This is a genomic window from Streptomyces sp. NRRL S-646 (assembly GCF_000720765.1).
Classification (GTDB): domain Bacteria; phylum Actinomycetota; class Actinomycetes; order Streptomycetales; family Streptomycetaceae; genus Streptomyces.
Window position 1 is genome coordinate 639,930 of the sequence record NZ_JODC01000003.1, and the last position, 12,268, is coordinate 652,197.

Annotated in this window: 11 protein-coding genes; 4 read left to right on the forward strand and 7 right to left on the reverse strand. The window is 70.7% G+C overall.

The genetic code is table 11. The features are described 5' to 3' along the window. Window positions 1–132 precede the first annotated feature (132 nt). Window positions 133–1,797 carry a serine/threonine-protein kinase gene (locus tag IH68_RS0107355; RefSeq protein ID WP_037884601.1) on the forward strand — a complete coding sequence of 555 codons (1,665 nt, stop codon included), beginning with the start codon at window positions 133–135 and terminating at the stop codon, window positions 1,795–1,797. Between the two features lie 6 nt (window positions 1,798–1,803). On the opposite strand, the gene IH68_RS0107360 is transcribed toward IH68_RS0107355, so the two are convergent. Further along, the gene (locus IH68_RS0107360) at window positions 1,804–2,529 is read right to left on the reverse strand and encodes a glycoside hydrolase family 16 protein (protein ID WP_030930196.1); all 726 of its coding nucleotides are present in this window, start codon (window positions 2,527–2,529) and stop codon (window positions 1,804–1,806) included. A gap of 143 nt (window positions 2,530–2,672) precedes the next feature. Continuing rightward, window positions 2,673–3,167, reverse strand: a complete 495-nt coding sequence (locus IH68_RS0107365; RefSeq protein WP_030930198.1) for a hypothetical protein — start codon at window positions 3,165–3,167, stop codon at window positions 2,673–2,675. Between the two features lie 158 nt (window positions 3,168–3,325). On the opposite strand from IH68_RS0107365, the gene IH68_RS59100 reads away from it, so the two are divergent. Next, a complete protein-coding gene (locus IH68_RS59100; protein ID WP_267883717.1) occupies window positions 3,326–3,460 on the forward strand; it encodes a hypothetical protein in 135 nt (44 codons plus the stop codon). A gap of 217 nt (window positions 3,461–3,677) precedes the next feature. Here the strand turns inward: IH68_RS59100 and purH are convergent, their stop codons facing one another. Further along, a complete protein-coding gene (gene purH / locus IH68_RS0107370) occupies window positions 3,678–5,243 on the reverse strand; it encodes a bifunctional phosphoribosylaminoimidazolecarboxamide formyltransferase/IMP cyclohydrolase (RefSeq protein ID WP_030930201.1) in 1,566 nt (521 codons plus the stop codon). After that, window positions 5,240–5,869 carry a phosphoribosylglycinamide formyltransferase gene (gene purN, locus IH68_RS0107375; protein WP_030930203.1) on the reverse strand — a complete coding sequence of 210 codons (630 nt, stop codon included), beginning with the start codon at window positions 5,867–5,869 and terminating at the stop codon, window positions 5,240–5,242. The genes purH and purN overlap by 4 nt, the downstream gene beginning before the upstream one ends. A gap of 336 nt (window positions 5,870–6,205) precedes the next feature. On the opposite strand from purN, the gene IH68_RS0107380 reads away from it, so the two are divergent. Next, on the forward strand, window positions 6,206–6,970 hold the full coding sequence (locus IH68_RS0107380) for a hypothetical protein (protein ID WP_030930206.1): 765 nt from the start codon (window positions 6,206–6,208) through the stop codon (window positions 6,968–6,970). Between the two features lie 186 nt (window positions 6,971–7,156). Here the strand turns inward: IH68_RS0107380 and IH68_RS0107385 are convergent, their stop codons facing one another. Further along, window positions 7,157–8,929 (reverse strand): DUF6350 family protein, encoded by a 1,773-nt coding sequence (locus IH68_RS0107385; protein WP_030930209.1) that lies wholly within the window; start codon window positions 8,927–8,929, stop codon window positions 7,157–7,159. Between the two features lie 96 nt (window positions 8,930–9,025). On the opposite strand from IH68_RS0107385, the gene IH68_RS0107390 reads away from it, so the two are divergent. Further along, window positions 9,026–9,856 carry an RNA polymerase sigma factor gene (locus IH68_RS0107390; protein ID WP_420718976.1) on the forward strand — a complete coding sequence of 277 codons (831 nt, stop codon included), beginning with the start codon at window positions 9,026–9,028 and terminating at the stop codon, window positions 9,854–9,856. A 141-nt stretch (window positions 9,857–9,997) separates the two neighbouring features. Here the strand turns inward: IH68_RS0107390 and sucD are convergent, their stop codons facing one another. Then, complete coding sequence (gene sucD, locus IH68_RS0107395; protein WP_030930211.1) at window positions 9,998–10,882, reverse strand: succinate--CoA ligase subunit alpha; 885 nt, start codon at window positions 10,880–10,882, stop codon at window positions 9,998–10,000. Between the two features lie 18 nt (window positions 10,883–10,900). Further along, complete coding sequence (gene sucC, locus IH68_RS0107400; RefSeq protein WP_030930213.1) at window positions 10,901–12,079, reverse strand: ADP-forming succinate--CoA ligase subunit beta; 1,179 nt, start codon at window positions 12,077–12,079, stop codon at window positions 10,901–10,903. Window positions 12,080–12,268: the final 189 nt, after the last annotated feature.

Below are 12,268 nucleotides of genomic sequence, written 5' to 3' on the forward strand. Positions count from 1 at the left end.
GAGGCCGCGGCTCTTTTTACGCCGCCCTTGATCCGGTTGCCGCCCCCGTAACCCGGTAGTCTCTCGTCAACCAGCGGTGCCACAGAGCCCGTTGGGATGAACGAGGTCGCGAGAGAACACGTCGGGGGATCCATGTCAGACGCCGCCCTCGCAGAGACGTGTGCGAGGCTCCTGCGGCCGACCGACCCGGTACGCGTCGGCCCGTACGTGCCGTTGGGGCTGCTCGGCAGCGGCGGGATGGGCCGGGTCTACCTCGCACGGCACGGCGACGGGACGCCCGGGCTGGCTGCGGTGAAGGTCGTACGGCCCGAGCTGGCCGAAGATCCGCGCTTCCGGCGGCGGTTCGAGCGGGAGGCCACCGTGCACGCGCGCGTGGGCGCGCCGTACACGCCGGAGCTCTTCGGCACCGGCTTCGAGGCCGACAACGAGTTGCTGTGGATGGCGACCGCGTATCTGCCCGGCCTCAATCTCGCGGACGCCGTACGGGAGTGCGGCGTCCTGGAGCCGTCCGGGGCATGGCGGCTGGTGGCGGATCTCGGCCGGGCACTGGGCGCACTGGCAGCCGTAGGGATCGTGCACCGGGACTTCAAACCGTCGAACGTCCTGCTGACCCGACACGGCGCACACGTCATCGACTTCGGCATCGCACAGGCCGTGGACGCCAGCGCGATCACGACCACCGGCAGCCGGGTCGGCACCCCGGCCTTCATGTCCCCGGAGTACCTCAGGGACGGCCGCTGCGACACGGCCTCGGACGTGTTCTGCTGCGCGAGCACCGTGGTCCACGCGCTCACCGGACACGCCCCGTTCGGCGACGGCACCGGCATGGACGTCCTGCACCGCGTCGCCTCCGAGGCGCCGAACGCCGAGATCATGGCCGAGGTGACGGCCGCCGACCCAGCCCTGGCCGCCCTGCTGACAGCCTGCCTCGACAAGGATCCCGCACTACGGCCCGGCCCACAGCACCTCATCGACGCCGCTGCCTCGCACCGACGGGCCCCCTCCTGGCAGGAGCCGCTGGGCAGCCGCCTCCTCGCCCGGCAACAGGCGTACGACGTGCTGCGGAACAGCCCCGGCGAGCAGGCTCAGCAGACGCCGACCCAGCGGGTGGTGTACCCGGCGGCGGGGCCGGGCTTCGGCCCGCCGGTGACTCCGTCGGCAACGCCGACCGCACCCGCCCGGCCTCGCAGGAAGCGGTACGCAGCTCTGACCGCCGTACTCGCGGTGTGCGCCGTAGCCCTCACCGCCTTCCTGCTCACCCGCACGTCGTCCTCCGACACCATCACAAGCACCGTCGGCGCAGCCTCCCCGACTGCCACGACCAGCGCGTCCGGCGACGGGCCCTCCTCTGCGTCCAAGAAGCCGAAGGAGAAGGGGAAGGACAAGGAGAAGGGGACGACGGAGGAGAACCGGATCACCTCCGCCGCCCCTTCCGCCAACGGCACGCAAGGCACCCCCCGCACCAGCCCCTCTCCCCACCCCGCCTCCAAGGCCCCCGGCACCCCGACCCCCACCCCCTCGAAGTCGACTCCTGCTCCGGCGAAGCCGCCATGGCTCACCGAGTGCACCACCTATTCCGGCACCGAACTCACCCAGCTCGGCGACCGCGGCCAACGCGTCGTACAGGTGCAGTGCATGCTGGCCAAGCGGGGCTACAGCGTGGGCAGTTCGGGCGTCGACGGAGACTTCGGCAAGGCCACCGACGCGGCGGTACGGAGCTTCCAGAGCGACAAGGGGCTGGAGGTCGACGGCCAGGTCGGCCCCAACACGTGGTCGGCACTGCGCAGTTCGACCTGAGGATCCCTACGGGTTGTACGGGGTGTATGTGATCGAGGAGACCTTCAGGTACCTCGCACCGTCTCCTGTGGCCCATGTCGAGTCGTTGGGGTTGCCCGGCCAGTCGCCGCCGACGGCGGTGTTGACGATGAAGTGCATCCCGACACCCGGAGGAGTGGTGTACCACTTGGTGCCGGTGATGGTGCCGTCCACGGCGAAGTCGATGTGATCGGGCCACCAGGTGAACGAGTACCTGTGGTACGCGTTGGTCCAGCCCGCGGAATTCGTCTTCGAGAACTGGGTCTGGGCGTTGCTGGTGTCATGGGATGTCTGGTAGACGGTGTTCGGGTTCTGGCCGACGATTTCGGCGGCGTCGAACTCGGGCAGCCACGGATTCAGGTAGGCCGCCCATACGGCAGGCAGGAGGCCCTGGCCGTTGGGCATGTTCGCGGTGAAGCTGTAAGTGCCGTAGCCGTAGAGCGCCTTGGACTCCACGCGGCCCGAGTAGTAGGTGCTGCCCGACTTGTAGGTCTTGATGACCAGGGTGTTGCCCTCGTACCAGACGCAGCCGGGGGTGTAGGTCTCCAGCTCGTTGTTGGCGGTCCACCGTCCGCTGATGGTGTTCCACGAGTTGACGGTCTGGGGGGCTCCCCAGGACGCCGCGTGGGCTTGCGGCTGCCCCAGGAGAAGCAGTGACAGCGCCGCCAGGGCGGCAGGTATCAGGCGTCCCGGACGGAGAAGTACAGCTGACATCGCGGCTCCATTGCTCGGATGACATGGGGCGTGGGAGCGGTCCCACTCCCACGTCAACCGGACTGTAGGAGTCCGTTCAACGTTTGACAAGATGCGCGGACAGGATCGCCTCCTGGCTTCTGGAATTGAAGACACCCGGATCACTACGAGACGACCGAAGATGTCCAGAAGGTCACAGTAGGTCCGTAGGAGCCGTCCTGCTCGTCGCTCACCTCGACGGTGATCTCCCGGTCGGGGTAGCGCGCGGACAGGACGCCCTGCCAGCACTCGCCCAGCGCCGAGGCGAGTTGGGGGAGCTCCTCGCCGAGCCGATCGTCGTCCGTCAGGGGGGTGTTGCCGAAAGTCGCCCACAACTCGACATGGTTGACGACGGCTTCGATGCGTTGCCGGTCGTCGCCCAGGTTTGTGAACCAGCCGTCGACAGTCCCCCGGCCGAAGCGCTCCTTGAGGAACACACCACCGCGGTACTCGACCGTCTCGGGGCAGAAGAGCCAGGCCGCGGCCAGAACGAAACGCAGACCGCCCTCGTAGTCGAGGTAGTTGGCCGGGGAGAGCTCCTCGTCCTTCCATTCGGTGCGCCACCGCCTGAAGAACACCGGCAGCTCACGCCCGGACCACGCCGGTCTCCGCTCCGCCATGCGCACTGCCCTCCCACTCCACACGCTGCCTCCGGCACCCTGGGCGGAAGAGCCGGAGGCCACGGCCCTGTTCTGTCTGGAGTACGGTCCCGATGCCGCGCCCGGGACGGTGATCGCAGCTCCGTTGCTGATGGCGGCCACGGCCTGCGGATCCGGCCGTGCCAACTCGCAGGGCACCTCGACCTCGCCCCTCACATCTGGCGACCGTCGTCGACACCACACGGAAAGCCCCCAAGAAGAAGGGCGGCGCCGACGAGGACGAGTTCGGCGTCCTGCAGAAACCAGAGGCCTGAGTGCCCGCCGGGAACCCGCGGGTCAACTGCGCCTCGCAGGCGGCGGCTTACGCGGCGCAGCGCGAAGGCAACCAGCTTTTCCACCGCATTGTCCCGGCGTTGCGGACCTCGCCTCGCTCGGCCGGACGCACAACCCTTGCCGCGAGCGGAGAACGCCTCGGCGCCCCGCACAGCTCCGGGCTGTGCGGGGCGCCGTCGTTCCGCGCCGAACCGCCCGTCAGTGGAAGAAGTGCCGCGTCCCCGTGAAGTACATCGTCACGCCCGCCTTCTTCGCGGCCTCGACCACCAGCTCGTCGCGGACCGAGCCGCCCGGCTGGACGACCGCCTTCACGCCGGCCTCGATGAGGATCTCCAGGCCGTCAGGGAAGGGGAAGAACGCGTCCGAGGCGGCGTACGAGCCCTGGGCGCGCTCGGCGCCCGCCCGCTCGACGGCGAGCTTCGCGGAGTCGACGCGGTTGACCTGGCCCATGCCGACGCCGACGGAGGCACCGTCCTTGGCGAGCAGGATCGCGTTGGACTTGACCGCGCGGCAGGCCTTCCAGGCGAAGGACAGCTCGGCCAGTTCCTGCGCCGACAGCGCCTCGCCGGTCGCGAGGGTCCAGTTGGCCGGGTCGTCGCCGTCCGCCTGGAGGCGGTCCGTCACCTGGAGGAGCGCGCCGCCGTCGATGGGCTTGACCTCGGCGGGGTGCGAGGGCGCGGCCGGGGCCTTCAGGACGCGGATGTTCTTCTTCTTGGCGAGGGCCTCAAGAGCGCCGTCCTCGTAGTCCGGCGCGACGATGACCTCGGTGAAGATCTCGGCGACCTGCTCCGCCATCTCCTTCGACACCGGACGGTTGACCGCGATCACACCGCCGAACGCCGACAGCGGGTCACAGGCGTGCGCCTTGCGGTGCGCCTCCGCGACGTCCGAACCGACCGCGATACCGCAGGGGTTGGCGTGCTTGATGATGGCGACGGCCGGCTCGTCGTGGTCGTACGCGGCACGGCGCGCGGCGTCCGTGTCCGTGTAGTTGTTGTACGACATCTCCTTGCCGTGCAGCTGCTCCGCCTCCGCGAGGCCGACACCCGTGCCGTCGACGTAGAGCGCGGCGGGCTGGTGCGGGTTCTCGCCGTAGCGCAGGGTGCTCTTGCGCTCCAGGGCGGCCGCGATGAACTCGGGGAACTGCGAGTCGTCCGCGGGGGCGTACGCGCTCGCGAACCAGCTCGACACCGCGATGTCGTACTCCGCCGTGTGCCGGAAGGCCTCCGCGGCGAGCCGCTTGCGGGTGGTGAGGTCGAAGCCGCCGTCCTTGGCCGCGGCCAGGACGTCGGCGTAGCGGGCCGGGCTGGTGACCACGGCGACCGACGGGTGGTTCTTGGCGGCCGCGCGGACCATCGACGGGCCGCCGATGTCGATCTGCTCGACGCACTCGTCGGGGGACGCCCCCGAGGCGACCGTCTCGCGGAACGGGTAGAGGTTGACCACGACGAGGTCGAACGGCTCGACGCCCAGCTCGGCCAGCTGCTCGCGGTGGCTCTCCAGGCGCAGGTCGGCGAGGATGCCCGCGTGCACCCTGGGGTGCAGGGTCTTGACCCGGCCGTCCAGGCACTCCGGGAACCCGGTGAGCTCCTCGACCTTGGTGACGGGGACGCCCGCGGCGGCGATGCGGCCGGCGGTGGACCCGGTGGAGACGAGCTCCACGCCCGCCTCGTGCAGGCCGCGCGCGAGCTCCTCGAGGCCCGTCTTGTCGTAGACGCTGACGAGCGCCCGGCGAAGGGGCCGCTTGTTGATGTCGGCGGTCACTGGATAACTACCTTTCGTCCCTCAATGCGATAGCCGTTGCGGGCGAGCCGCCCCACGACATCGACGAGCAGCCTTCGCTCGACTTCCTTGATGCGCTCGTGCAGCGCGCTCTCGTCGTCCTCGTCCCGGACCTCCACCACGCCCTGAGCGATGATCGGTCCGGTGTCGACGCCGTCGTCGACGAAGTGGACGGTGCAGCCGGTGACCCTGGCGCCGTACGCGAGCGCGTCGCGCACACCGTGGGCTCCGGGAAAACTGGGGAGGAGGGCCGGGTGCGTGTTCACGAACCGGCCGCCGAAGCGGGCCAGGAACTCCTTGCCCACGATCTTCATGAACCCGGCGGAGACGACCAGGTCGGGCTCGTGGGAGGCGACGGCCTCGGCGAGCGCCGCGTCCCACTCCTCGCGGGTCTCGTAGTCCTTGACCCTCGTCACGAAGGTCGGCAGCCCGGCGCGCTCGGCCCGGGCGAGCCCCTCGATGCCGGCGCGGTCGGCCCCGACGGCCACGATCTCGGCGCCGTAGGCCTCGACACCGCTCGTCGCGATGGCGTCCAGCAGCGCCTGGAGGTTGGTGCCGGATCCGGAGACCAGCACGACGAGGCGCTTGGCCACGGGCTTGGCGGCCACGGTGGGGCCCTTTCTCGGGGGAGCGTTTCCGTACGGCCGACCGTATGTACGTTCGTACGAATGCTTCGCGCCCCGGGATACGGGGAAGTCTACGAAGCGGCCGACCGTCAGCAACGATACCGGCACTCCGGGCAGCCCCCACGGGACGGGGGCGCGGCCGGAAGGTAGCGTCTGGGAGAGCCCGGGTCGGGAACGTGGTCGTCGTGCTGTGCGTTTCCGAAGTGGAAGCTCGTGCAAAGACAGCCGTACGAACGCCTGATCAACGCTTGATCAACCGATCAACGCTTGGTCAACGCCTGATCACTGCCGTATCGCCTAGGGGAAGACGCTCACTTGATGCCGGACCGCAGCCTGCGACTGCTCACGCTCCCCCCGCAGTCGGTGCAGGGAGGGGAGCACCGCGGCGTGCTGCTGCGGGAGCGCCCCGCCTCTCCGCCCGACGCGCCCTCGGACCGGAAGACCGGCGACTCCCCCGAGGACGACAACCCCTTCGCCCCGCCTCCGGAAGGCACACCGGACCGCCCGTGGCGGCCGCGCCGCCCGGCCGAGGGCGAGAACGGCGAGGGGTCCGGCGAGGCCGGTTCCCCGTGGGGCAGCCAGTGGAGCGACCGTCAGCCGGGCCGCTCCCCCGGCGGTTTCGGCGAGCGCCCCGGCAGTCCGCCCCCCGGTCCCGAGGGCCAGGGCGGCAACACTCCGGGCCCGGGCATGCGCTGGGACCCGACGGACCCCTCCCAGCGCCGCGCCCGCTACGCCCTCCTGTGCGGTATGTGGGCCTTCTTCTTCGCCCTGTTCAGCTGGCCGTACGTGGCCCTGCTGCTGGGCGCCCTCGCCCTGTACTGGGGCATCAGCGCCCTGCGCGCCAGGACCGGCGCCGCCGAGCCCGCGGGCGACCAGGCAGGCCGGCCGCAGACGACGGCGGCGGTGACCGGCCTGGTGACGGCCTCCCTGGCGATCGCGCTGGTGGCCGCGACCTTCACCGCGCAGATGGTGTACAGCGACTACTACACCTGCACCAACGACGCCCTCACGAACCAGGCGAAGCAGTCCTGCACCCAGCTTCTGCCGAAGGAACTGCGGGGGCTGCTCGGACAGCAAGGCTGACAGAGGACTGCCGGCCGCCCTGCAGGCAGCGCGGGCGACGCTCATGGCACGTCTGGCGGGCGACGCTCCGGCACGGGTGGCGTGCGTCGCCCCTCCAGCAGGCGGCGCCCCGGCGCGCGGGCCTCGGTCGGTGCTTGCGGCATTCATGGCCTTGCGGCGCTCAAGGCCCTCCGGTGCGGGCGGCGGTCATGGCTCTTCCGGTGCGTCCGGCCTCCGGGGCGGGTCGGATGCGTCCTTCAGCGCCGCCCAGCGGGACTCGCGGGTGGCGTCGCCGGGCCAGGAGGCCGGTGGCTGGGGTGAGGGTTCGGCGGGCAGGAAGTCGTACGGGCCGAACCCCGTCTCCTCCTGCTCGCGGAGGGCGCCGTACGCGTCGTCCTGGTCGTAGGGGGCGGAGGGCGTTGTGGCGTCCGCCGGATTCTGCGCCCCGCCCGCAGCCGACTTCTTCCTCCGGAACCGACCCCTGCCCTTCACCTTCTCCGCCTTCTCCGCCTTCTTCGGGTTCTCCGCCTTCTTCGACTTCTCCTGCTTCGAGTCCACGGCCTCCGGCCTGGGCTCGACGATCATTGCTGTCGGCTCCACGGTCTTCGGCCTCAGATCGAGGGTGGTCGACCCGGGTTGCCCGGCCGCCCCACGCCCTCGGCGCGCCCGGCACCGCCAGGCCCGCACGCCGACCGCCGTCGGAATCGCCGCGACCGCCGTCCATACGAGCGCCGCACCCCCCGTCTCCCACCACACCGGCCCGAACCTGGCGAGCTCCGCGACCCCGAGCCGCCCGCCCGCCATCGTCGCGAGTACGGCCATCGCGGCCCCGCACAGCACCGCCGCCAGCACGGCAGTACCGGCGGTCTGCCGGGCACCGGATGTTCCGGCGTCGGCCGAGGGGGATGCACCGCGCGCCTCCGCCCCGCCCACGAACCACCCCACCGCGAGTCCGGCCGCCACCGGCACCGCTCCCGCGATCCAGTTCGGCCACGCCCCGGTCCCCGCGTCCGGCACCGCGGCCAGCAGCGGAAACGGCGGCAGCAGCGGGGCCGGCGCCGAGGACAGCGGGTCCACCACATGCTCCGTACCCAGCACGAACCCGGGCCCGAGGGCGTACGCCGCCCCCCACACCGCCGCGTTCGGCACCAGCACCAGGCACAGGAACAGCACCGCGAAACGGCCCGACCAGCCCTCCGTCAACTGCAGGAAGGAGTGCCGCGCCACCCCGCCGTGCCACACCAGGGACACGGCCACCAGCGACGCCCCGCCCCCGACGAGCACCGCCGCACCCGCCCCTGCGGCCCGTGCCGCAATGCCCAGGCGGGCATGGGAGCCCGGCCCGCGGACGAAGCTCCGCAGACCGGACGGCAGCAGCTTCAGCACACTGTCGAACGCCCGGCGCGGATGCCCGTAGGCCGTCCACACTCCTGCCCCCGCCATCACCATGACGAGCAACGGCAGACACAGCATGGCCCGCCCCCACGAGGGCCGCAGCTCTCCGCCCGAGGCGTACAGCGCGGCTGCCGCGCCGACGCCGAGGTAGCCGAGAACGACGCCCGCCCAGGCCGTACGGCCGGACAGCAGCGGCCCGTCCTCCTCGCCGCCGTACACCACGTCCCGCGCCGCCCGGTGCACCAGCAGCACCGGCAGCACGAACAGCAGCAGCGGCGTGACACCCACGGGGGCGGGGACACCGGAGAGCGTGTCGGTACGGAGCAGCTCGGTGCCGTGCGCCAGCAGCCACAGTGCGGCGGCGACATGCAGCGCCCCGCCGGGCCCGCTGTCGGGGTACGGCGAACTGATCCAGAACACCATCACCAGCACGGTGATCGTGCCGAGCCCCAGCCCGGCAGCCACCGCACCGCCCGCCACGCCGGCGCCCAGCCCGGGCGATCGGTCGCGCATCCTGGCCCGGATCCGGGCACGCAGGTACGGCAACGGAGCTCGGCGAGCAGTCGTCTGGATCACGACCGCCATGCTCCCAACGACACGCGCTTTCTCGTCGTAATAGGCAAACCGCCGAAGTGTCGCTCAATATACGTTTATGTACTTTTTCGTACGAAAGGGCGCATCGTGACGCCGATCCCTGCGAGCCCGCAGCCGCTCGAGCTGACGCCCGCTCAGGCCTTCGACGCGCTCTACGCGTTCTGCGCCCCCGCCCTCGTACGGCAGACGTTCCTGCTCACCGGGCGGCGTGAGCTGGCGCGCGAGTCGGTCGAGCGGGCCTTCCAACTCGCCTGGCAGCGCTGGCCCGAGGTGGCCGTCGACCGGGACCCGGCGGGGTGGGTACGGGCGACGGCGTACGAGTACGCGCTCTCACCCTGGCACCGGTTCCGCCCGAGCGTGAGGCGCCGCGAGCCGCCGCTCGCCGACCGGCGCGACCGCGAGCTGATGAACGTACTTCTGGAACTCCCGCCCTCGTACCGCCGCGCGCTGCTGCTCTACGACGGTGTCGGCCTCGATCTGCCGGAGACGGCGGCCGAGGCGGAGGCGAGCACTCCGGCGGCGGCCCACCGGCTGCTGCACGCGCGCGAGGCGATCGCCGCGCGCCTGCCGGAGCTTGCCGACCCGACCGCGTTGAACCGCCGCCTGGTCGAACTGGCCTCCACGGACCGGCAGCCCGCCCCCCGGCCACCAACGGTGCGCAGACGCGGCGAACGCAGCGCACGCTTCTGGACGCGCGCCGCCATCGCCTTCACCGCGGCCCTGATCGGCACAACGGCCCTGGCCCTGCGAACGGCCCCGACCCACTACGAGCCCCCGGTCCCGCCGGGCGCAGTCGTGCAAGGGGTCCCGCCGCGGGTGGCCCGCGGCGCACTGTCGGCACCGGAGGCCCAACTCCGCGCAAAGCTCCGGGCGGAGACGGCCCACGGCCCGGAACGGCTGGTACCCCAACTGTCCTAGCTGCGGGCAGTCGTGCCGCTCAGGGTGGCTCCCGACCCAAAGAGAGGCGGCACCCCGTCAGCTCGGGCAAGCGAAAACGCCGTGGGCCCGCCCCCCACCCCGGGGAACGGGCCCACCAACGCTCAGCCAAGAAGCGGCTGTTCAGCCGGCGAGGATCTCCCGCGCCAGCTTCGCCGTCTCGGTCGGCGTCTTGCCCACCTTGACGCCGGCGGCCTCAAGGGCCTCCTTCTTGGCAGCAGCCGTACCGGAGGAGCCGGAGACGATGGCACCGGCGTGACCCATGGTCTTGCCCTCGGGCGCGGTGAAGCCCGCGACGTAGCCGACGACCGGCTTGGTCACGTTCTCCTTGATGAACGCAGCCGCGCGCTCCTCGGCGTCGCCACCGATCTCACCGATCATCACGATCAGGTCGGTGTCGGGGTCGGCCTCGAACGCGGCGAGCGCGTCGATGTGGGTGGTGCCGATGACCGGGTCGCCACCGATGCCGACGGCGGAGGAGAAGCCGATGTCACGCAGCTCGTACATCATCTGGTACGTGAGCGTGCCGGACTTCGAGACCAGGCCGATGCGGCCCGGCTTGGTGATGTCGCCCGGGATGATGCCGGCGTTCGACTGGCCCGGGGTGATGAGACCGGGGCAGTTCGGGCCGATGATCCGGGTCTTGTTGCCCTGCGAGACGGCGTACGCGTAGAACGCGGCCGAGTCGTGGACCGCGATGCCCTCGGTGATGACGACCGCGAGCGGGATCTCGGCGTCGATGGCCTCGACGACGGCGGCCTTGGCGAAGGCCGGCGGTACGAAGAGGACGGATACGTTCGCGCCCGTCTTCTCGATCGCCTCGGCGACGGTGCCGAAGACCGGGATCTCCGTGCCGTCGACATCAACGGTCGTGCCCGCCTTGCGCGGGTTCACGCCACCGACGATGTTCGTGCCGTCGGCGAGCATGAGCTTGGTGTGCTTCATGCCCGTGGAGCCGGTCATGCCCTGGACGATGACCTTGCTGTCCTTGTTGAGGAAGATAGCCATGGCTGTTGTCCTCGTCCCTTACTTCGCAGCCGCGAGCTCGGCGGCCTTGTCGGCCGCGCCGTCCATGGTGTCCACGCGCTGGACCAGCGGGTGGTTGGCGTCGGAGAGGATCTGACGACCCAGCTCGGCGTTGTTGCCGTCCAGACGCACGACCAGCGGCTTGGTGACGTCCTCGCCGCGGTCCTCCAGGAGCTTCAGTGCCTGGACGATGCCGTTGGCGACCTCGTCGCACGCGGTGATACCGCCGAAGACGTTGACGAAGACGGACTTGACGTCCGGGTCGCCGAGGATGATCTCCAGGCCGTTCGCCATCACGGCGGCGGAGGCGCCGCCGCCGATGTCGAGGAAGTTGGCGGGCTTGACGCCGCCGTGGTTCTCACCGGCGTACGCGACGACGTCCAGGGTGCTCATGACGAGACCCGCGCCGTTGCCGATGATGCCGACCTCGCCGTCGAGCTTGACGTAGTTGAGGTTCTTCTCCTTGGCGGCGGCCTCGAGCGGGTTGGCCGCGTCCTTGTCCTGGAGGGCCTCGTGCTCCGGCTGGCGGAACTCGGCGTTCTCGTCCAGCGAGACCTTGCCGTCCAGGGCGATGACGTCACCGGAGGCGACCTTTGCGAGGGGGTTGACCTCGACCAGGAGGGCGTCCTCCTTGATGAAGGTGTCCCACAGCTTGACGAGGACGTTCACGACCTTGTCGGCGACCTCGGCCGGGAACTTGGCGGCCGCGACGATCTCGCGGGCCTTCTCCTCGGTCACACCCACGTTGGCGTCGATCGGCGTCTTGGCCACGGCCTCGGGGCGGGTCTCCGCCACCTCCTCGATCTCCATGCCGCCCTCGACGGACGCGATGGAGAGGAAGGTGCGGTTGGCACGGTCGAGGAGGAAGGAGACGTAGTACTCCTCCAGGATCTCCGGGGCCGTCTCGGCGATCATCACCTTGTGGACCGTGTGGCCCTTGATGTCCATGCCGAGGATGTTGGTCGCGTGCTCCACGGCCTCGTCGGCGGTGGCGGCGAGCTTCACGCCACCGGCCTTGCCACGGCCGCCGACCTTCACCTGGGCCTTGACGACAGACTTGCCACCGAGACGCTCGGTGGCTGCGCGGGCCGCCTCAGGCGTGTCGATGACTTCACCGGCCAGCACCGGTACATCGTGCTTGGCGAAGAGGTCCCTCGCCTGGTACTCGAACAGGTCCACGCGCTTCCGTCCCTATCAGTGATCTCGCGGTTCGTTGGATGCGTGGGCGTGCCGCGAAGGGCAACGTGACGTCCGCTAGTCACAGGGGAGGCGCACACGGTGTCCGAGCGCGCGGCATGTCCGTCTCGCAGGTTATCGCTGGTTGCGGAGGGCCCCTAAATCGAGGGTCACACCTGAGCGGTGATACCT

Bases quoted from the DNA above. Each gene is read 5' to 3' on its own strand.
- IH68_RS0107355 (WP_037884601.1), top strand. From the start codon at position 133: ATGTCAGACGCCGCCCTCGCAGAGACGTGTGCGAGGCTCCTGCGGCCG.
- IH68_RS0107360 (WP_030930196.1), bottom strand. From the start codon at position 2,529: ATGTCAGCTGTACTTCTCCGTCCGGGACGCCTGATACCTGCCGCCCTG.
- IH68_RS0107365 (WP_030930198.1), bottom strand. From the start codon at position 3,167: ATGGCGGAGCGGAGACCGGCGTGGTCCGGGCGTGAGCTGCCGGTGTTC.
- IH68_RS0107380 (WP_030930206.1), top strand. From the start codon at position 6,206: ATGCCGGACCGCAGCCTGCGACTGCTCACGCTCCCCCCGCAGTCGGTG.
- IH68_RS0107385 (WP_030930209.1), bottom strand. From the start codon at position 8,929: ATGGCGGTCGTGATCCAGACGACTGCTCGCCGAGCTCCGTTGCCGTAC.
- sucD (WP_030930211.1), bottom strand. From the start codon at position 10,882: ATGGCTATCTTCCTCAACAAGGACAGCAAGGTCATCGTCCAGGGCATG.